Below are 18,869 nucleotides of genomic sequence, written 5' to 3' on the forward strand. Positions count from 1 at the left end.
GCAAAGTACTGCTTGTGCGGTCACGTTATTCTGTTCTTCTCTTGATATTTCCCGGTTTTTCCCCTGCCTTGGCGCTCCCTGTGCCCGCGATTCGGCCAACTCTTTCTGTTGGTCGGGAAATATATAAATTGTTTATTTTCATTGCTTTATCTTTAACTTTCGCGCGGACTTCGTTGCGGCTGGCAGGCCAGTTTCTTTGTCTTTAATCAAATAATTATCAACTTTACTTATTTCTGTTATTAACCACTTGTCATTAATAAAGGGCTGGCATACACTCCGCCCCTTGTGGGGTTAATCAATGGCAAGAACAGGTCTGATACCATGATAAGTGAACTGGTAATGGCGCCGTCCGATATCGCCGTCGGGGCGCACCGAACTCGCAGTAAAATGGCGTTGGTAGAAACCGTCCATCAGGCATTGGAAGTGTTACTGATGGCCGAAGACGCGCGCGTGGTGCACTGGGATGGCCGCATTCTGCGTATCCACAAGCTGACATCGCGCAAGGCCAATCAGTTGTTACATACGCCGGAAGCCTTTCCCGGCTTGCTGGGTGTGTTTGACCATCGCGCCTCGTACCGCGACCGGCCGAGCCGCTGGGTGATATCTTGGGGTTGCAGCTTTAACTGAGATAACCGTTTGCCGCAGTGATGATCCCACCATAAAAAAGCCGCTCGTTTGAGCGGCTTTTTTATGGTGATCACCATGGCTTACAGTGAGGTATCCGGGCGGATGATGGCATGTATCCGTCCGCCCGGACGGCGCGGTATGGCCGCCAGCCCGCCGCGTTTTTCGTACGACGCCAGCACCTTGGCGACATAATCGCGGGTTTCGTCATAAGGCGGAATGGTGTTGCGGTACTTTTGCACGGCGCCTTCGGCCGGCATTGTAGGCGGCAATCACCAGCGGCAGATCGTTGTGGAACAAGGTCATCAGAAAACGCAGATAGCGCGCGCACGCAGGTTATGCTTGGGATCATCCAGCGCGCTGATGCCAAAGCGTGCACCGGTGGCCGGTAGTACCTGCATCAGGCCGACGGCGCCCTTGGCGGAAATGGCCTGCGGGTTGTAGCCCGATTCCACGGTGACAATTGAGTGCAGCAGGTTGGCGTCCAGTTTGAACTCGCGCGCGGTCTGTGCGATCAGATGGGAATAGATTGCCGCACGTTTCGGATCATACGCGGGGGCCTTGCCGCTTTTCACGCCGGGACTGGCTTAAGCGCCAGAGTGTCCAGTGCCAGATTGTCGTTGAGATGGCCGCTGCCGGTGGGGTTTTCTGGAACAGCTGGTAGCGTTGATCCAGTGCGCTGCTGGCTAAATGGACCTCGCCCTGTGCGTCGACATAACCGTAGACATCCGCGTGAGCGGAGACCGCAGGGAGTAGAGCAAGGAGGGGCAACAGGACGGCGGACAGGCGCATGCGGAATGGCCGGTTGAAGTAGGGCATGTACGTATTATACTGATTTTTATGTAGTATTTTCAAATTGCTATCGGATGGATGGCAGTTTCTAACCGAAAGGCGGGCGTATGGGACTGTTTGATCAGCTGACTGAAATGGTATCCGGGCAACAGGCAGGCGGGCTGGGTGGCGCGCTAAGTGATCTGTTAAACCAGCAGGGTGGCGTGTCTGGTCTGGTGGAGAAGTTCCAGAGCGGCGGCCTGGGCGAGGTGGTGAATTCCTGGGTGGGCAGCGGGGAAAACCTGCCGGTTTCGGCCGAACAGGTGCAGCAAGTGCTGGGCAACGAGCAGATTGCCGGGTTGGCCGAAAAACTGGGTATCGAGCCGGGACAGCTGGCTCAGAATCTGTCGGAATCGCTGCCGCAGCTGGTGGATAAGCTGACGCCCGGCGGTCAGGTGCCAGCGGCGGGCGACAACTTGTTGTCGCAAGGGCTGGAGGCGATCAAGGGGCTGTTTGGCCACTAGTTCCCGGTATTGCCGTCAGGGTTGTCGCGGGTCGCGTGAGCGGCCCGTTGACTTGATTGGCACCGCCGGTTATTCGCGGTGATAGGGGTGATGGTTGAGGATGGAGTAGGCGCGGTATAGCTGTTCGGCCAACATCACCCGCACCATGCCGTGCGGCAGCGTCATCGCCGACAATTGCAACAGCTCATCGGCGCGGGCCTTGAGTTCGGCGGATAGCCCGTCGGCTCCGCCGATGATAAAGCACACGTCGTCGCCACCGGCCATCCAGTCCTTCAGGTGCTCGGCCAGACGGACCGAGGTCCAGTTCTTGCCGCGTTCGTCCAGCACCACCAGCCGGGCGCGCGCCGGGATGGCGGCTACCAGCCGCTCGTGTTCGGCTGCGATGCCTTTTTCTGCCGTGACCCCGCCGCCGCGTTTTTCCGGCTTGATCTCTTTGAGTTCCAGCGTGATGTCGCGGCCAAAGCGTTTGGCGTAGTCGTGATAGGCTTCGTCAACCCAACGCGGCATTTTGGTGCCGACAGCCAGTAGGGTGATTTTCATCAGTGATCCAGCGCAGTTGGCCGAACGCCGTTCGGCCAACCTGAGTGCGGTGTCATGTCGTGCGGCGGAGGGGAATCAGGCCGCTTTCCACGGGCGACCGCCAACCGGCGTGAAGCTCGGTTTCTGACCGCCCCACAGGGCTTCCAGATCATAGTAGTCGCGCACGGCTTAAGCAGCATGACGTGAATCACCACGTCACCGGCATCGACCAGGACCCATTCGCCACTTTCGTGGCCTTCGGTGCCGACCAGTTCCACGCCAGCTTCCTTGAGCGTGACGGCCACGTTGTTGGCCAGAGCCTTGACCTGACGGTTGGAATCGCCGGTGGCGACGATCATGCGTTGAAACAGCGAGGTGAGATTGCTGGTGTCCATCTCGACAATATCTTTGCCTTTGACGTCTTCCAGTGCTTCGATGGCCAGTTTGGCAATATCTTGAACTTCCATGGTGTCCTTTTTTTCCTGTTGTGGTACGTGGCGGTTGCGACGGGCGCGCCGAGGCGCGGCGGTTGGCCAGAGGTCCCTTGAAAGAGCATGTGCAGCCAGACAGGCTGCCAGTGTCATGAGTGGTGACAGCGCGGCAAACGGTAGGCGTGAATAGCGCCGCCGGAGGCTTAGTCCTGTCGTTTACGGTATAGCCGGTGCTGGCGAATATAGGCCAGTACAGCCGGGCAAAGTTCAGCGCTGACATCCTGCCCTTGCGCCAGCCGTTGCCGGATGGCGGTGGCGGACATCTCGACCGGTGTCAATGCCGGGGGCGGATTGTACCGGAAGGCGTACGTTTTGAAAAATCAGTGACTTGGCGGGCGTACCATTCTTCGCGCACCGGCGCGGGCAACTGGTCCAGACTGAAGCCGGGACGCAGCGCCACCGCCATGTTGGCGCAGTCGAACAGTTCATGCCAGCGGTGCCGGTATGCAGCTGGGTCAGCGAGTCGCCGCCGATGAGAAACCACAACTCCGCAGTCGGCCCCAGTTCGGCGCGGACTTCTTCCAGCGTTTCGATGGTGTAGGCCGGGCGTGGGCGGGCCACCTCGCGCGCATCGACGCATAGCCCGCTTTCCCCTTGCAGCGCCAGCCGCACCATCTCCAGCCGTTGCGCCGGGCTGGCCTGCGGGCCGCTGCCACGGTGATAGGGCAGGCCGTGGCGGGAATCAGCCTGATTTCGGCCAACTCCAGTTCGTCGCGAAACGCCTGTGCCAAGCGCAGATGGGCGCGGTGGATCGGGTCGAACGTGCCGCCGAACAGGCCGATCGGGTCACTCATGCGTGCGGGTGGTCGTGATGGCGCGGCGCGTGCGGCGGGGCTTCGCCGGTATAACCGTCGATGATGACTTCCAGCCTAAGCCGGTGGACGGGTGAATCACCAGACCATGCACCGGAATGTCCTTGGGCAGCAGCGGGTGGTTGCGGATGGTTTGCACCGTGTGGCGGACGCTGTCGTTGACGTTGTCGAAGCCTTGCAACCAGGTGTCCAGATCAATGCTTCGGCGGCGCGTAGCGTGGTGATGGTGTCCGGGCTGATGCCGCGATCAACAGCGTGTTGCAACACCCGTTCCGGATCAATCGCGCGCATGCCACAGTCACGGTGGGCGACCACGCAGATTTCTTCCGCCCGTAATTCGTACACGGCCACGATCAGGCTGCGCATGACCGAACCCCACGGGTGGGTAACCAGTGCGGTAAGCTGTTTTTGATCAGTTTGACGTCGCCGTTTTTCAATCCCATCGACTTGGGTAGTAATTCCACCATGCGAGCATCCATGCACGACAGGATGGCAAGACCCTTATCCGGAAATTTGTCGGTTTTGAATTTTTCGTATTCGCGGTTTTCGACAAATGCCCGGTTGTGCTCAAGAATGGTGTTTAGCACGCCCATTGGTATGTTCTCCTTAGTCTGAGAGGGGCTGTTCCGGGTGGGATACACCGTTGGCCTGATCATCGGGTTGCCGGGCGGAACAGGGCACGACACGCCGCGTAATGGTAGTGAGGCGGCGTTGTGCATGACAGTGCGGGTAAATGCCCGAAGGGCGTGCGGGAGGAACTGATGACCGCTTACGACGCAGGGCAGGTCAGGCCGCTGCTTGTCTGATGCCGACTAGTTTACCCGGTTTTGAGCCGGATTTTGCCCGACGCGAGGGAAATCCCTGATCGCGCCCATCCGGTTGGTGCCTTATGAAGGAGAGATTGGACGCGCTCAGGGCCGGGTGGCGTCGCCGCGCTTACAACGCATCCAGCGGTATTTTCAGGTAGCGCGTGCCATTGGCCTCGGGCGGTGGCAATTGGCTTAGCCCGGATGTTGATCTGCACTGCCTAAGCAGGATGAGCACCGGCATTTCCAGTTCGGCATCGCGTGCCTGCCGCAAGGCCACGAATGCATCCTTGCTGATGCCGTCGCGCAGATGCAGGTTGTGCTGCTTCTGTTCCGCCACCGTGGTTTGCCATTGGGGCTGGCGCGCGCTCGGGGGATAATCGTGGCACATGAACAGCCGGGTTTGTGGCGGGAAGGACAGTAGCCGTTGCACCGACTGGTACAACACGTGGGCATTGCCACCGGGGAAATCGCAGCGGGCGCTGCCAACGTCCGGCATGAACAGGGTGTCGCCGACAAAAATGCAGTCGCCGATCTTGTAAGCCATGTCGGTTAGGCGTGTGGCCGGGGACGAACAGTGCCTGTGCTTCCAGCTGGCCGATGCGGAAGGTTTCGCCATCGGCCAACAGGTGATCAAACTGGCTGCCGTCTACGGCAAATTCTGCTTCCAGATGGAAAATCTGTTTGAAAATCGTTTGCACTTGGCTAATGTGTGAGCCGATGGCTGTTTTGCCTCCGGTCTGTGCGCGCAGCCAAGCGGCGGCAGAGAGGTGGTCGGCATGGGCATGGGTTTCCAGAATCCAGTCGACGGTCAGTTGTTGCTGGTGGATAAAATCCAGCAGCTGTTGGGCCGAATGCGTGCGCGTGCGGCCGGATTTGGGGTCGTAGTCCAGTACCGGGTCGATGATGGCGGCGTGTCCGCCAGCGACGTCGAACACCACGTAGGACACGGTCGAGGTGGCGGGGTCGAAGAAAGCATTAACCTGTGGCTGCATGACGCACTCCAGAATAACGGGCCAGCGGCCCGTGCCGATCACGGTAAGGTTGGCGAATGTGTCGGAAAAACGCTAGCGGTTGCGTTAGCGTTTTTCAATTTAGCACTCAAGTGCGCGGCAGGGTGTAACCCGCAGTCAGGCCGGGCACGCAGGATAAAGCCTTCACAATAAGGCCGGTGAAGGACTACTATCAATATATTGATCGACATTATATAAGTCAATATAATGTCGATATAACGTATAACTATATGGCGGGTTGTGAGGATTAAGTCATGGATCTGACACTGTTGCGTGAAAATGCCAGCAAGGCATCGTCCTTGCTCAAAAGCCCGGCCAACGAGGACCGGCTGATGCTGTTGTGTCAATTGGTGGAAGGCGAGAAGTCGGTGTCCGAGCTGGAAAAGCTCACCGGTATCCGTCAGCCGACCCTATCCCAGCAACTTGGGGTGCTGCGTACCGAGGAGCTGGTGTCGACGCGGCGTGAAGGCAAATGGATTTATTACAGCATTGCCAGCGAAGAAGCGATGGTGATGCTGTCGGCCTTGCATGGGGTGTTCTGCGCCGAACGCGCGGATACGCTTACAAGCTGATTGGGAGAATGAAAATGCAAATAGCGTGGGCGGTGTTTACGCCGTGGGCCTCGTTGGCCGGTGGCGTGCTGATTGGGCTGGCGGCAGCCCTGGTTTGTGCTGGGCAATGGCCGCATTACCGGTATCAGCGGCATTGTTGGCGGTCTGGTGGATCGCGTCGGCGATTGGCCTTGGCGCTTGGCGTTTGTCGCCGGTTTGCTGGCGGCACCGCTGGTGTGGCATCTGGCCGTAGGCCCGATGCCTTAACGAGTGAGGTGGCCGCTTCCTACCCGCTGCTGATTGCTGCCGGTGTGCTGGTGGGCGTTGGCACGCGTCTGGCGTCCGGTTGTACCAGTGGTCATGGCGTTTGCGGCTTGTCGCGCCTGTCGCCGCGGTCGCTGGTGGCAACGCTTTCCTTCATGACCGCGGGCTTTGTTACGGTCTATCTGCTTCGTCACGTTTTGGGGTAAGACGACCATGACGCATTCGTGGATCAAGAATTTGTCGGCGCTTGGCGTCGGTTTGCTGTTTGGTTTGGGATTGATTCTCTCCGGCATGGCCAATCCGGCCAAGGTGACCGGGTTTCTCGATCTGGCTGGCGCCCGGGACCCGAGCCCGGGGCTGGTGATGGGTGGTGCGATTGGCGTGGGTTTTTTCGCTTTTCGTCTAGCGGCGCAGCGCAAGCAGTCGTGGCTGGGCGAGCCGATCCATTTGCCTGGCACGCGTGAGATTACGCCGCGCCTGATCGTCGGTAGCCTGCTGTTCGGCATCGGCTGGGGGCTGGCCGGTATCTGTCCGGGGCCGGGGATCGTGCTGGTAGGGGCGCTGTCGGTCAAGGGGCTGGTGTTTGTGCTGGCCATGCTGGCCGGGATGCGCGTGTATCACCTGCTGAATAAGCCGCTGGCATGACTTCGTTGTTCTTGAGCCGGTGGTGGCGCGCGTACCCGCGCGCCCTGGCTGGCCGGTGACCTGACGGCCGGGGTGGTGGTGACGCTGCTGCTGGTGCCGCAGAGCCCGGCCTACGCGCTGGTGGTAAACTTTTTAAGACAGGCCGGGTTGTACGCCAGCCTGGTGCCATTGCTGATTTATGCCTTTACCGGCCGTAGCCATGCGCAGTCGGTGGGGCCGATGGCAGTCACCTCACTGTTGACCGCCGCCACGCTGGTCAGGTTGGCCGAAATGGGGTCGGCCAACTATCTGGCGCTGGCGATCTGGCTGGCGCTGTTGTCCGGCGCCATGCTGGTGCTGCTGGGCTTGTCCCGACTCGGCTTCATGGCCGATTTCCTGTCGTCGCCGGTTCTGGCGGCGTTTACCTCTGCTTCTGCCATCATCATCGTGGTGTCGCAACTGGCCCCGCTGGCCGGTTTTCGCGCCGGTGGCGCCTCGCTGCCGCAATTGCTGGCCTACTTGCTGCATGGCGTAGATAGGGGCAATCCGTTGGCGCTGGCTCTGGGGCTATCGGCATTGCTCTGGCTGCTGCTGACCCGCCATGTCGCCGGGCCGCTGCTGGCGCGGCTGGGCGTGTCGCGGCGCTGGGCGGTGACGCTGGTGCGCGCGGCGCCGATTGTGGCGGTGGTGGCGGGCATGCTGGTGGTGCAGGGCGCTGGCCTTGCCAACCGGCTGCCGGTGGTGGGAACAGTGCCCGGCGGCCTGCCGGGGCTGGCGTTACCGCGGATTTCTGCCGAGCAGTTCAGCAGCCTGATCCTGCCTAGCGTTTTTCATCGCCCTGATCAATTACGTGCAAAGCTTGTCGGTGGCGCAGATTCTCGCCACCCGGCGCGGCGAAACGGTCGATCCCGATCGCGAACTGGTGGCCTTGGGCTTGTGCAATCTGGGCGCCGGGCTGTTTGGCGGGTTTCCGGTGACCGGTGGCCTGACCCGGTCCATGGTCAATGCCGATGCTTAAGCGCACATAGCCAGCTGGCTTCGCTGGTGACGGCGCTGGGCATGGTGCTGGTGATGTTGCTGGCAACTTCGGCGTTGGCGTCGCTGCCGCTGGCGGTGCTGGCGGCCACCATAGTGGCGTCGGTGGCTGGCATGGTGAATTTCTCGGCCTTGCGCCGGGCGTGGAAAACCGACCGCGCTGACGCGGTGGCTTTTGTGCTGACCTTTGCGCTGGTGCTATGGCTGGGCGTGGATAGTGGCATCGTGGCGGGCATGACGGTGTCGCTCGCCGCCATGCTGTGGCGTGCCAGCTAACCGCACATGGTGGAGGTTGGCCGTGTGCCGGGCACCCATCATTTTCGTAATCGTCAGCGTTTCAACGTCGAGCGGCTGCCCGGCGTGTTGTTCCTGCGCGTGGACGAGAGCCTGTTTTTTGGCAACGCGCGTCAGGTGCGGCTGGCCATCTTGCGACATGTCGCCGAGGCGCCGGAAACACGTCGGCTGGTGCTGATCATGAGCGCGGTCAATCGTGTCGATACCAGCGCGGTGGCCATGCTGGAGCAGCTGGACGATACGCTGGCGGCCGAAGGCATCCGCTTTGATCTGGCCGAAGTCAAAGGCCCGGTTTCCGATGTTCTGCAACGCGCCGGCGTGGCGCGCCGCTTCGATGGCCGCATCTTCCTCTCCACCCAGAGCGCCCGGGCCATGCACCGTTCGCTGTCGCCGGACTACTGTATCTGAGCGTTGTTGCGCCTGCTGTCGCCGCCCTTTCGGCCAACCTTGCGCTGTGCCATGCAACCTTCACGGCTTCGGGGCTATCATAACGGCATGCTCAAGAATATTCTGCTGACCGCCATGCTGGCGCTGTGGCTGCCGCACGCCGTGCAGGCGCAATCCGATCTGCCCGATCTGGGCGAAGTCTCCGACGCCACCTTGTCGCTGGCGGATGAAGCCCGTATCGGCCGCGAAGTCATGCGCGCCATGCGCGAGTCGGGCCAGATGCTGGACGACGTTGAAGTGTCGGCTTACCTGAACGAACTGGGCGGGCGGCTGGCGGCGTTTGCCCAACTGCCCGGCGGGCACTTCAGCTACTTTGCCGTCAACGATAACTCCATCAACGCCTTTGCCATGCCCGGTGGCTATATCGGCGTGCACAGCGGTCTGATTCTGGCCACGCAGAGCGAAGGCGAACTGGCTTCGGTGCTGGCGCACGAAACCGCACACGAAGCGCAGCGCCACATCGCCCGCATGCAGGCGGCGAGCAACGCCACCAGCCCGTGGCTGCTGGTACGGCACGGTGGCGGCGGCGATTCTGGCTTCGCGCGCCGGTGGCGGTCAGGGCGCCATGGGAGCACTGTCGGCCTAGCATGGGGTTGTCCATTTCCAATCAGCTGACCTATTCGCGCGATTTCGAACGCGAGGCCGACCGTGTCGGCATGCAATATCTGGCCAAGGCTTAGCTATGACGTACGCACCATGCCGATGTTCTTTGCCCGGCTGGACAAGGCCAACCGCTACAGCGACAACGCGGCCTTCGCCTTTTTGCGCACCCACCCGGTCACGACCGAACGCATCAGCGAGGCGGAAAACCGCGCGCAGGACTACCCGGTGGTGATGCGCGCGGACAGCCTGACCTACCTGCTGGTGCGCGAAAAAATCCGCGTACTCGGGCAAACCCCGGAAGAAGCCAGTGCCTATTACCACACGGCGCTGGAGCGGCGGCTATTCTTGAACGAAGGCGCACAGTGGTATGGCTTGGCCCGTGCACGTCTGGCGGCACACGATCTGGCTTAAGCGCGCGCAGTGATCTGGCCGAGGCCCGGCGGCGGCTGGCCTCGCATCCGATGCTGTTTACGCTGGAAGTGGCCATCGAACGCGAGGCGCGCAACTGGCCCGCGGCGCGGCGCGCAGTGCACCGTGGCTTGGCGGCCTTTCCGCAGAACCCGGCCTTGCAGTTGGCCGACATTGACGTGTTGATCGATAGCGGTGCGCGCGACGAGGCGCTGGTGGCCGTGCGGCGCCAGCTGGAGCGGCGGCCCGGCGATGCCAGCCTGTACCGGCGTCAAGCCAGCCTGTATGCCGACCGCGACGATCTGCGCTATCACGCGGCGTTGGGCAACGCGTTCTATTACGAACAGCGCTATGGCCCGGCGCTGGAGCAATACCAGCTGGCCGGACAGGCCAAGGGCAATGATTTTTACCTGCGCTCATCCATCGAGGCCCGGCTGCGCGAAGTGGAAAAACTGCTGAAAGACGAAAAAGCCCAGAGCGGCAAGATAGGTCAATAATGCTGAGGTATCTCAAAAATACAACATGGTGCGCCGCATCATCTTGAATAAAACAGGAGTTTTCGAGTGAAAACCCTAATTGCCTATTCCTTTTCGAACTCGTCACACTTTACACTCGCTAAGAATCCGCTATATGTTCGAAAACGAAAATATAGATGAATAAATTGCTCGACTATAATCAGCAATGAACGTTGTCGGTTCGACCGCGAACCGGCTAGAACAATACGGGCCCGGTTACGTCCGGTGACCCGAGGTCACATTGATGTGAGGATGAGAGATGGCTGCAACCTTCCCTGACGATATTGATCCGCTGGAAACCCGGGAATGGACCGAAGCACTGGAATCGGTGCTGGACGCCGAAGGGGCCGAACGTGCCCACTTCCTGCTGGATACCCCGGTTGAGCGCACGCGCCGTCGTGGTGCCTATCTGCCGTTTGATGCCACCACCGCTTACGTCAACACCATTCCGGTGGGCAAGGAGAAAAAATCTCCGGGCAACCACGAAATGGAACATCGCATCCGTTCCATCAACCGCTGGAACGCCGCGGCCATGGTGTTGCGCGCCTAAAGCAAGAAAAACCGGAGCTGGGCGGCCATATCGCCAGTTACCAGTCGTCGGCGACGCTGTACGACGTTGGCTTCAACCATTTCTGGCGTGCGCCGACCGACGAACAGGATGGCGATCTGCTTTATCTGCAGGGCCACATCGCGCCGGGGATTTATGCTCGCGCCTTCCTCGAAGGCCGTCTGAGCGAAGATCAGCTGGACAGTTTCCGTCAGGAAGTGGCCGGTAATGGCCTGTCGTCTTATCCGCACCCGTGGCTGATGCCGGACTTCTGGCAGTTCCCGACCGTATCCATGGGCCTTGGCCCGCTGATGGCCATCTATCAGGCCCGTTTCCTCAAGTATCTGGAAAGCCGTGGTCTGGCACGCACGCCGGGCCGCAAGGTGTGGTGCTTCTGCGGCGATGGCGAGATGGACGAACCGGAATCGCTGGGCGCCATCTCCATGGCGGCCCGTGAAGGTCTGGACAACCTGATTTTCGTGATCAACTGCAACCTGCAGCGTCTGGATGGCCCGGTGCGCGGCAACGGCAAGATCATTCAGGAACTGGAAGGCGATTTCCGCGGTTCCGGCTGGAACGTCATCAAGGTGATCTGGGGCAGTCGCTGGGATTCGTTGCTGGCGATGGATAGCAAGGGCCTGTTGAAGAAACGCATGGAAGAATGCGTGGACGGCGATTACCAGACTTTCAAATCCAAGAACGGTGCCTACGTGCGCGAGCATTTCTTCGGCAAGTATCCGGAGTTGCTCGAGATGGTGGCGCACATGTCGGACGACGACATCTGGGCGCTGAACCGTGGCGGCCACGATCCGCACAAGGTCTACGCCGCCTACCATGAGGCCACGACCAACGCCAACGGCCGTCCGACCGTGATTCTGGCCAAGACCATCAAGGGTTATGGCATGGGCTTGTCCGGTGAGGCGCAGAACATCGCCCACCAGGCCAAGAAGATGGATATGGACAGCCTGCGCAAATTCCGCGACCGCTTCGGTATCCCCATCTCGGATGAAGACCTGCCAAACGTGCCGTTCTATCGTCCGGCCGAAGACAGCCCGGAAATGCAGTACATGCGGGCGCGACGCAGCGCGCTGGGCGGCTACATGCCATCGCGTCGGCCGATCAAGGCACCGCTGGCGGTGCCGGGCCTGCACGTGTTCGACAGCCAGCTGGGCGATTCCGGCGAGCGCGAGTTCTCCACCACCATGGCGTTTGTGCGCATGCTGGGGTTGTTGCTGAAAGACAAGAACATCGGCAAGCAGATCGTGCCGATTGTGCCGGATGAATCGCGTACCTTCGGCATGGAAGGCATGTTCCGCCAGTATGGTATCTGGTCTACCCAAGGCCAGAACTACGTACCGCAGGACGCCGACCAGCTGATGTTCTACAAGGAATCCAAAGACGGCCAGATGCTGCAGGAAGGCATCAACGAGCCGGGCGCCATGTCGAGCTGGATTGCCGCGGCCACCAGCTACGCCAACAACGGCATCCCGATGATTCCGTTCTACATCTACTACTCGATGTTCGGCTTCCAGCGCATTGGCGATCTGGCCCGGGCGGCGGGCGACATGCGTGCGCGCGGCTTCATGCTGGGCGGCACCGCTGGCCGCACCACGCTGAACGGCGAGGGTCTGCAACACGAGGATGGTCATAGCCACATTCAGGCCGGGCTGATCCCCAACTGCCTGACCTACGACCCGACCTTTGCCTACGAACTGGCGGTGATCCTGCAGGATGGCCTGAAGCGCATGTATATGGAACAGGAAGACGTGTTCTATTACATCACGCTGATGAACGAAAACTACCACCACCCGGCCATGCCGCAAGGTGCCGAGGAAGGCATCCTCAAGGGCATGTACCTGTTGCAGGATGGCGGTGAGGCTGCCGTCAAAGTACAGCTGCTGGGTTCCGGCACCATCTTGCGCGAGGTGATGGCGGCGGCCGACCTGCTGCGTAACGACTTTGGCATTGCCTCCGATATCTGGAGCGTTACCTCCTTCAACCAGTTGCGCCGCGACGGCATGGAAACCGCGCGTTACAACCTGCTGCATCCGACTGAAGCGGCACGTCCGTCGTTTGTCGAGCAGCAACTGGCGGGGCGCAGTGGCCCGTTTGTGGCCGCAACCGATTACGTGCGCAATTACGCCGACCAGATCCGCGAATACGTGCCGGGCCGTTACGTGGTGCTGGGCACCGACGGTTTTGGCCGCTCGGACAGCCGCAGCAACTTGCGTTCGTTCTTCGAGGTGGACCGTTACCACGTGGCCGTCGCCGCGTTGTCGGCATTGGCACGCGAGGGCAAGCTGGACGCCGCGCGGGTGCAGGAAGCGATTAGCAAATACGGCATCAACGTCGACACGCTGCCGTCCCGGAAAGCCTGATCGGGCCGGGCGTTCGGCCAACCCCGTTACGCACGGGTTGGCCGAAGCCGGGTTTCCTAGCCAATAGCATGAACGGTGGCCGCACAACGGCGACCGTAAGGGATGCACAGATATGAGTAATGTGATCGAACTGAAAGTGCCCGATATCGGCGGGCACCACAATGTGGACGTGATCGAAGTGTTTATCCAGCCGGGCCAGACCGTGGCGCTGGACGATAGCCTGATCACGCTGGAAACCGACAAGGCCACCATGGAAGTGCTTACCGAGCAGGCGGGTGTGGTCAAGGAAGTGAAAATTGCCGTTGGCAGCAAGGTGTCGGAAGGCGATGTCATTGCCCTGATCGAAGTGGGTGCGCAGGTACAGGCGGCTCCGCAGGCCGCCGCTGCCCCGGTCGCCGCTGCCGTGGCGGAAGTGGCAGTGGCTGCGTCGCCTGCCCCGGTGGCAACCGGCCGGGTGGAAGTGCATGTGCCGGATATCGGCGGCCATCACGATGTGGATGTGATCGAAGTGGCGGTCAAGGTGGGCGACGAGATCAAGCTGGACGACAGCCTGATCACGCTGGAAACCGACAAGGCCACCATGGAAGTCGCTAAGCGACGGCGGCCGGGCGTGTACTGGAAGTCAAAACCAAGGTGGGCGACAAGGTCAGCGAAGGTGATCTGATCGTAGTGCTGGAAGCGACTGGCGCGGCCGTTTCGGCCAACCCTGCCGCTGTGGCCGCCCCGGTCAGCGCGGCACCTGCTGTCGTGGCAGCACCGGTTCCGCCGTCTGCCCCGGCACCGGTGGTGGCTCCGGCCCCGGCGGCTGCAGTCATTAACGAAGCTTTGCCAAGGCCCATGCTTAGGCCCGTCGGTGCGCAAGCTGGCGCGCGAATTGGGCGTCGATCTGGGGCGTGTGTCCGGCACCGGGCGCAAGGGCCGCATTACCGAAAGCGACGTCAAGGCCTTTGTCAAAGGTGCGTTGCAGAACCCGGCAGTGGTGGCGCCTGCCGCCGCAAGCGGTTCTGGCATTGGGCTGGACCTGCTGCCGTGGCCGAAGGTGGATTTCGCCAAGTTTGGTCCGATCGAGAGCCAGCCGCTGTCGCGCATCAAGAAGATTTCCGGTGCCAATCTGGCGCGCAACTGGGTGATGATGCCGCATGTCACGCAGTTTGACGAAGCCGACATCACCGAGATGGAAGCGTTCCGCAAGAGCATGGCGGAGGAACTCAAGGCCGAGGGCGTCAAGCTCACCCCGCTGGCGTTCCTGATCAAGGCGGCCGTCAAGGCGCTGCAAAAGTATCCGGAATTCAACGCCAGTCTGGATGGCGACAATCTGGTGCTCAAGCATTACTTCCATATCGGTTTTGCCGCCGATACGCCAAACGGGCTGGTGGTGCCGGTGGTGAAGGATGCGGACAAAAAGTCGCTGACCGAAATTGCCGCCGAAACCGCCGCGCTGGCCAAGAAGGCCCGCGACGGCAAACTGCTGCCGACTGACATGCAGGGCGGCTGCTTCAGTATTTCCAGCCTGGGCGGCATTGGCGGCACGGCCTTTACGCCGATCATCAATGCGCCGGAAGTGGCCATCCTCGGGGTTTCCAAGTCCTCCATCAAGCCGGTGTGGAACGGCAAGGAATTTGCCCCGCGCCTGATGATGCCGCTGTCGCTGTCCTACGATCACCGCGTCATCGACGGCGCCTCTGCCGCGCGCTTCACCGTCTATCTGGGCACGCTGCTGTCCGATGTGCGTCGTTTGATGCTGTGACGGGGTTGTCCGGCCTGTCTGGTCAGCTTCAGACGGGCCGGTTGCCTGCGCAACAGAGCCGAATTTTGGCGGAGGGTCGTTGAGGCCGCCCGCCCTACATGGATGTGAGCCATGAGTAATCTGATTGAACTGAAAGTCCCGGACATTGGCGGTCATAGCAATGTGGACGTGATCGAAGTGTTCGTCAAAGCCGGGGATGTCATCGCCAAGGACGACAGCCTGATCACGCTGGAAACCGACAAAGCTACCATGGAAGTTCCGGCCGAAGCGGCTGGCGTGGTACAGGAAGTGAAAATTGCCGTGGGTGGCAAGGTGTCAGAAGGTGACGTGATCGTGGTGATCGACGCCGCCACCGCGGCAACGGCCAGCCCGGTTTCGGCCAACCCTGCCCCCGCGCCGCAGCCAGTTTCTGCGCCACCCGTAGCGGCACCGACCGCCGCCAGCCATAGCGGCAGTGCCGATCTGGAGTGTGACGTGCTGGTGCTGGGCGGTGGCCCCGGTGGCTATTCCGCCGCCTTCCGTGCGGCCGACCTCGGCCTGAAGGTGGTGATTGTCGAACGCTACGCCACGCTGGGTGGCGTGTGCCTGAATGTGGGCTGCATTCCGTCCAAGGCGCTGCTGCACAACGCGGCGGTGATCGACGAAGTGAAGCATCTGGCCGCCAACGGCATTACCTTTGGCGCGCCGCAGATCGATATCAACCAGCTGCGCGGTTACAAGGAAAAGGTGATCGCCAAGCTGACCGGTGGTCTGGCTGGCATGGCCAAGGCACGCAAGGTGCAGATCGTGCGCGGTATCGGCCAGTTCCCGGACCCGCACCATGTTGAAGTGCAGCTGACTCAGGGCGATGGCAAGGACGTGAGCGGCGACAAGCAAGTGGTCAAGTTTGCCCAAGCCATCATTGCGGCTTAAGCAGCCGCGTGGTGAACCTGCCGTTTATTCCGCAGGACCCGCGCATTGTCGATTCCACCGGCGCGCTGCAACTCAAAGCCGTGCCGCAAAAGATGTTGATCATCGGTGGTGGCATCATCGGGCTGGAAATGGGCACGGTGTACTCCACGCTGGGCGCCCGTCTGGACGTGGTGGAAATGATGGACGGTCTGATGCAGGGCGCCGACCGCGATCTGGTCAAGGTATGGCAGAAGATGAACGAACACCGCTTCGACCGCATCATGCTCAAGACCAAAACCGTGGCGGTGGAGGCCAAGGACGATGGCATTTATGTCAGCTTTGAAGGCGAAAACGCCCCGACCGAGCCGCAACGTTATGATCTGGTGCTGGTGGCGGCCGGACGTGCGCCCAACGGCAAGCTGATTGCCGCCGAACGGGCTGGCGTGGCGGTGGGCGAGCGCGGTTTTATCGACGTGGACAAGCAGCAGCGTACCAACGTGCCGCACATCTATGCCATTGGCGATATCGTGGGTCAGCCGATGCTGGCGCACAAGGCGGTGCATGAAGGCCATGTGGCGGCAGAAAACTGCGCTGGCGAGAAGGCCTATTTCGATGCGCGGGTGATTCCGGGCGTGGCCTATACCGATCCGGAAGTGGCGTGGGTGGGCGTGACGGAAGAAAGCGCCAAACGCGACGGCATCAAGATCGAAAAGTCGGTCTTCCCGTGGGCCGCGTCTGGCCGTGCCATTGCCAATGGCCGCGACGAAGGCTTTACCAAGCTGATTTTCGATGCCGAATCGCACCGCATCATCGGTGGTGCCATGGTCGGTACCCACGCTGGCGACATGATCGGCGAGCTGTGTCTGGCGATTGAAATGGGTTGTGATGCCACGGATATCGGCAAGACCATTCACCCCCATCCGACGTTGGGTGAATCAATCGGCATGGCGGCAGAAGTGGCGCACGGTAGCTGCACGGATTTGCCACCGCAGCGCAAGAAATAACCTCGCGCCTTTTCCCGGCAGCATGACATCGGCCCTCCCGCTATGGAGGGCCGATTTTTTTTGTTCGGTCTGCGTGGACCGGTTGGCCTGACCTGCTCTGGTAAGCCGGTTTGAGTGGCTCGTTACCGGCTACATAGCCCAAATTTTCAAATTTTTCATTAAAAAATCACATTCATTGATAACAATCAATGCTGAAATTTGATATGGTAACGCACCTCGCATTATCCGATGCGAATAAAAACCAAGATAGTTATCTAAAAAATAATAAATTGTTACGAATCGCGGTCTGGACGGTACTAAGTACCGTGTCATGGCAGGCCGCACTGGGGTTGCAACGTTCACTTGCTAGTTAGGAGAGGGTATGTCTATTGCTCACCGCATTACGCTGACGCTGTTGATTGCGTTGCTCGCATTGGTGGGGATTGGTGGCTATGGTATCTGGGCCATTGGGGCGGCACAGGACCGGTTCGAGTTTCTGCAGAGTAATGTTACGCCCAGCATCAAGCTGCTGATTGACGCGCGTTCGGCGGTGAGTAATACCCGCGTGCAAGTGCGTAACCATCTGATTGTCAGCAGCCCGGCCGACAAGGAAAAGCTGAAGCAAAGCATAGCCGAATTGAAAGCCAAGTTTGACAAGAAAACGGCGGAATACGAGCCGCTGGTGATGAGCCCGGAAGACAAGCGGCTGTTGGAGCAGGAAAAGGCCAACATGAAGCTGTTTGAGCAGAGGGTTGATGCTCTGTTGGCCAAGTCCTACGCCAACGATACGGAAGGCGCCCGGGCCTTGCTGATGAGCGATGACTTCAATGCCACGGCCAAGGCGCTGACCAAGGGGCTGAATGATCATATCGACTACAATTTCCAGCTGGGCGAGCAGTTGCGCAAGGAAAACGCCGCGTCGTACCAGCGCGCCAAATGGACTCTGATCAGCGCGGTGATTGTGTTGCTGCTGATTGTGGCGGGCCGGGCTACAAGCTGGCGACCATGATTTCCCATCGTATGGAACGTTTCTCCGCGCTGATGACAGAGATCAGCCAGTCGCTGGATTTTACCCAGCGCATGAAAATCACCACCTTGGACGAACTGGGCCGCTCGGCCGATGCGTTCAACAAATTGCTGGATAAACTGCAGACCAACCTGAAGGCCATTTACGACGAGGCGCAGCAGGTGGGCTTAAAGCGCATCGCAGGCGCTGTCGCAAACGGCAGATCAGGTGTCGACCGCTGCTGCGGCGCAAAGCGAGGCTTCGGCCAACATGGCCGCCACGGTGGAACAGATGACGGTGAGCGTCAACCACGTGGCCGACCAGACCCGGCAAACGCATGATCTGTCGGCCGAAGCCGGTCAGCTGGCCAAGGAAGGCTCGGAGATCATCAATCAGACCATTCAGGACATGCACGAGATTGCCCAGTCGGTGACTGTTTCGGCCAAGAGCATTCAGGAGCTGGAAGCCTTTAGCGGGCAGGTGACTACCGTTGTCGGCATCATCGGCGAAATTGCCGACCAGACCAACTTGCTGGCGCTGAATGCAGCGATTGAGGCCGCGCGTGCCGGTGAGCAGGGCCGCGGCTTTGCCGTGGTGGCCGACGAGGTACGCAAGTTGGCCGAACGCACCACCAAATCGACGCAGGAAATTTCCGGCATCATCTCGACCATGCTGGAGCGCTCGCATCAGGCGGCCGAGCAGATGCAGGCGGCGTCCGAACGCGCCACCTCCGGCGTGAGCCGTACCGATGCGGCCAACGATGCCATGCGTCGCATCGGCATGACGTCGGACGATACCGCGCACCGCGTCAGCGAGATCAGCGCCGCCATCAGCCAGCAGGGCGAGGCCAGCAACAATATCTCGGTGCAGGTGGAAAAGATTGCGCAGATGTCGGAAGAATCCAGCGCCGCTGCCCAGCACACGGCCGCCAGCGCGGTGCGATTGGACGAATTGGCACAACGCCAGATTGCCGAGTTGTCCAATTACAAGTTGTAAGAGGTTGTTCCGGTAGTTCG

19 protein-coding genes and 8 pseudogenes are annotated in these 18,869 nt (G+C 60.5%); 17 read left to right on the plus strand and 10 right to left on the minus strand.

Going from position 1 to position 18,869, the window contains the following annotated elements; translation table 11 throughout:
* Positions 1–321 precede the first annotated feature (321 nt).
* Complete coding sequence (locus GKE73_RS10480) at positions 322–627, plus strand: hypothetical protein (RefSeq protein ID WP_230369991.1); 306 nt, start codon at positions 322–324, stop codon at positions 625–627.
* A gap of 80 nt (positions 628–707) precedes the next feature.
* Here the strand turns inward: GKE73_RS10480 and GKE73_RS10485 are convergent, their stop codons facing one another.
* The 3 genes and pseudogenes from GKE73_RS10485 to GKE73_RS10495 form a co-directional block, all read right to left on the minus strand.
* Complete coding sequence (locus tag GKE73_RS10485; protein ID WP_230369992.1) at positions 708–866, minus strand: hypothetical protein; 159 nt, start codon at positions 864–866, stop codon at positions 708–710.
* Positions 832–1,199: pseudogene (locus tag GKE73_RS24775) on the minus strand (transglycosylase SLT domain-containing protein). Before GKE73_RS24775 ends, GKE73_RS10485 begins: the two are co-directional and overlap by 35 nt.
* Entirely contained in the window at positions 1,171–1,416 is a 246-nt protein-coding gene (locus GKE73_RS10495) for a DUF4124 domain-containing protein (RefSeq protein ID WP_230369994.1), read from the minus strand. The pseudogene GKE73_RS24775 and the gene GKE73_RS10495 overlap by 29 nt, the downstream one beginning before the upstream one ends.
* A gap of 107 nt (positions 1,417–1,523) precedes the next feature.
* On the opposite strand from GKE73_RS10495, the gene GKE73_RS10500 reads away from it, so the two are divergent.
* Positions 1,524–1,919, plus strand: a complete 396-nt coding sequence (locus tag GKE73_RS10500) for a YidB family protein (RefSeq protein ID WP_230369995.1) — start codon at positions 1,524–1,526, stop codon at positions 1,917–1,919.
* 69 nt (positions 1,920–1,988) lie between these two features.
* Here the strand turns inward: GKE73_RS10500 and rlmH are convergent, their stop codons facing one another.
* From rlmH to GKE73_RS21685, 7 genes and pseudogenes are all read right to left on the minus strand, one after another.
* Positions 1,989–2,459 carry a 23S rRNA (pseudouridine(1915)-N(3))-methyltransferase RlmH gene (rlmH, locus tag GKE73_RS10505; RefSeq protein WP_230369996.1) on the minus strand — a complete coding sequence of 157 codons (471 nt, stop codon included), beginning with the start codon at positions 2,457–2,459 and terminating at the stop codon, positions 1,989–1,991.
* 75 nt (positions 2,460–2,534) lie between these two features.
* Positions 2,535–2,905, minus strand: a pseudogene (rsfS, locus tag GKE73_RS10510) (ribosome silencing factor).
* 231 nt (positions 2,906–3,136) lie between these two features.
* A complete protein-coding gene (locus GKE73_RS10515; RefSeq protein ID WP_280954880.1) occupies positions 3,137–3,544 on the minus strand; it encodes a nicotinate-nicotinamide nucleotide adenylyltransferase in 408 nt (135 codons plus the stop codon).
* 74 nt (positions 3,545–3,618) lie between these two features.
* Positions 3,619–3,723 (minus strand): annotated as a pseudogene (locus GKE73_RS23290) (nicotinate-nucleotide adenylyltransferase); the annotation flags it as partial.
* Positions 3,720–4,334, minus strand: a pseudogene (locus GKE73_RS10520) (beta-class carbonic anhydrase). The pseudogenes GKE73_RS10520 and GKE73_RS23290, both read right to left, overlap by 4 nt.
* Before the next feature lie 343 nt (positions 4,335–4,677).
* Positions 4,678–5,094, minus strand: coding sequence for an MBL fold metallo-hydrolase (locus tag GKE73_RS21680; RefSeq protein WP_245394144.1), 417 nt, complete (start codon positions 5,092–5,094; stop codon positions 4,678–4,680).
* A gap of 67 nt (positions 5,095–5,161) precedes the next feature.
* Positions 5,162–5,452, minus strand: a pseudogene (locus GKE73_RS21685) (MBL fold metallo-hydrolase); the annotation flags it as partial.
* A gap of 362 nt (positions 5,453–5,814) precedes the next feature.
* On the opposite strand from GKE73_RS21685, the gene GKE73_RS10530 reads away from it, so the two are divergent.
* The 15 genes and pseudogenes from GKE73_RS10530 (at position 5,815) to GKE73_RS10600 (ending at position 18,849) form a co-directional block, all read left to right on the plus strand.
* Positions 5,815–6,132: an ArsR/SmtB family transcription factor gene (locus tag GKE73_RS10530; RefSeq protein ID WP_230369997.1), complete on the plus strand. Its 318-nt coding sequence runs from the start codon at positions 5,815–5,817 to the stop codon at positions 6,130–6,132.
* A 72-nt stretch (positions 6,133–6,204) separates the two neighbouring features.
* Positions 6,205–6,378: a YeeE/YedE family protein gene (locus GKE73_RS10535; RefSeq protein ID WP_230369998.1), complete on the plus strand. Its 174-nt coding sequence runs from the start codon at positions 6,205–6,207 to the stop codon at positions 6,376–6,378.
* Positions 6,379–6,386: 8 nt separating this feature from the next.
* The gene (locus GKE73_RS10540; RefSeq protein ID WP_230369999.1) at positions 6,387–6,581 is read left to right on the plus strand and encodes a YeeE/YedE family protein; all 195 of its coding nucleotides are present in this window, start codon (positions 6,387–6,389) and stop codon (positions 6,579–6,581) included.
* Between the two features lie 7 nt (positions 6,582–6,588).
* A complete protein-coding gene (locus tag GKE73_RS10545; protein WP_230370000.1) occupies positions 6,589–7,020 on the plus strand; it encodes a DUF6691 family protein in 432 nt (143 codons plus the stop codon).
* A gap of 75 nt (positions 7,021–7,095) precedes the next feature.
* Positions 7,096–8,310 (plus strand): SulP family inorganic anion transporter, encoded by a 1,215-nt coding sequence (locus tag GKE73_RS26550; protein WP_446686328.1) that lies wholly within the window; start codon positions 7,096–7,098, stop codon positions 8,308–8,310.
* Positions 8,311–8,316: 6 nt separating this feature from the next.
* The gene (locus tag GKE73_RS10555; RefSeq protein ID WP_230370001.1) at positions 8,317–8,736 is read left to right on the plus strand and encodes a sodium-independent anion transporter; all 420 of its coding nucleotides are present in this window, start codon (positions 8,317–8,319) and stop codon (positions 8,734–8,736) included.
* 3 nt (positions 8,737–8,739) lie between these two features.
* Positions 8,740–9,390 carry a M48 family metalloprotease gene (locus GKE73_RS10560; RefSeq protein ID WP_230370002.1) on the plus strand — a complete coding sequence of 217 codons (651 nt, stop codon included), beginning with the start codon at positions 8,740–8,742 and terminating at the stop codon, positions 9,388–9,390.
* Positions 9,391–9,423: 33 nt separating this feature from the next.
* Positions 9,424–9,789, plus strand: a complete 366-nt coding sequence (locus GKE73_RS10565) for a M48 family metalloprotease (RefSeq protein WP_230370003.1) — start codon at positions 9,424–9,426, stop codon at positions 9,787–9,789.
* Positions 9,741–10,283 (plus strand): tetratricopeptide repeat protein, encoded by a 543-nt coding sequence (locus GKE73_RS10570; protein ID WP_230370004.1) that lies wholly within the window; start codon positions 9,741–9,743, stop codon positions 10,281–10,283. The genes GKE73_RS10565 and GKE73_RS10570 overlap by 49 nt, the downstream gene beginning before the upstream one ends.
* Positions 10,284–10,560: 277 nt before the next feature.
* A pseudogene (gene aceE, locus GKE73_RS10575) lies at positions 10,561–13,226 on the plus strand (pyruvate dehydrogenase (acetyl-transferring), homodimeric type).
* A gap of 112 nt (positions 13,227–13,338) precedes the next feature.
* Positions 13,339–14,973, plus strand: a pseudogene (gene aceF / locus GKE73_RS10580) (dihydrolipoyllysine-residue acetyltransferase).
* A 111-nt stretch (positions 14,974–15,084) separates the two neighbouring features.
* Positions 15,085–16,868: pseudogene (gene lpdA / locus GKE73_RS10585) on the plus strand (dihydrolipoyl dehydrogenase).
* A 361-nt stretch (positions 16,869–17,229) separates the two neighbouring features.
* A complete protein-coding gene (locus GKE73_RS10590; protein WP_230370005.1) occupies positions 17,230–17,856 on the plus strand; it encodes an MCP four helix bundle domain-containing protein in 627 nt (208 codons plus the stop codon).
* Positions 17,853–18,194: a methyl-accepting chemotaxis protein gene (locus tag GKE73_RS10595; protein ID WP_230370006.1), complete on the plus strand. Its 342-nt coding sequence runs from the start codon at positions 17,853–17,855 to the stop codon at positions 18,192–18,194. The genes GKE73_RS10590 and GKE73_RS10595 overlap by 4 nt, the downstream gene beginning before the upstream one ends.
* A complete protein-coding gene (locus GKE73_RS10600; protein WP_230370007.1) occupies positions 18,082–18,849 on the plus strand; it encodes a methyl-accepting chemotaxis protein in 768 nt (255 codons plus the stop codon). Before GKE73_RS10595 ends, GKE73_RS10600 begins: the two co-directional genes overlap by 113 nt.
* Positions 18,850–18,869: the final 20 nt, after the last annotated feature.

This window comes from Paludibacterium denitrificans (assembly GCF_009707705.1).
GTDB lineage: Bacteria > Pseudomonadota > Gammaproteobacteria > Burkholderiales > Chromobacteriaceae > Paludibacterium_A > Paludibacterium_A denitrificans.

Bases quoted from the DNA above. Each gene is read 5' to 3' on its own strand.
- GKE73_RS21680 (WP_245394144.1), bottom strand. From the start codon at position 5,094: ATGGCTTACAAGATCGGCGACTGCATTTTTGTCGGCGACACCCTGTTC.
- GKE73_RS10555 (WP_230370001.1), top strand. From the start codon at position 8,317: ATGGTGGAGGTTGGCCGTGTGCCGGGCACCCATCATTTTCGTAATCGT.
- GKE73_RS10530 (WP_230369997.1), top strand. From the start codon at position 5,815: ATGGATCTGACACTGTTGCGTGAAAATGCCAGCAAGGCATCGTCCTTG.
- GKE73_RS10590 (WP_230370005.1), top strand. From the start codon at position 17,230: ATGTCTATTGCTCACCGCATTACGCTGACGCTGTTGATTGCGTTGCTC.
- GKE73_RS10595 (WP_230370006.1), top strand. From the start codon at position 17,853: ATGATTTCCCATCGTATGGAACGTTTCTCCGCGCTGATGACAGAGATC.
- GKE73_RS10545 (WP_230370000.1), top strand. From the start codon at position 6,589: ATGACGCATTCGTGGATCAAGAATTTGTCGGCGCTTGGCGTCGGTTTG.
- GKE73_RS10500 (WP_230369995.1), top strand. From the start codon at position 1,524: ATGGGACTGTTTGATCAGCTGACTGAAATGGTATCCGGGCAACAGGCA.
- rlmH (WP_230369996.1), bottom strand. From the start codon at position 2,459: ATGAAAATCACCCTACTGGCTGTCGGCACCAAAATGCCGCGTTGGGTT.
- GKE73_RS10495 (WP_230369994.1), bottom strand. From the start codon at position 1,416: ATGCGCCTGTCCGCCGTCCTGTTGCCCCTCCTTGCTCTACTCCCTGCG.
- GKE73_RS10515 (WP_280954880.1), bottom strand. From the start codon at position 3,544: ATGGTGCGGCTGGCGCTGCAAGGGGAAAGCGGGCTATGCGTCGATGCG.
- GKE73_RS10480 (WP_230369991.1), top strand. From the start codon at position 322: ATGATAAGTGAACTGGTAATGGCGCCGTCCGATATCGCCGTCGGGGCG.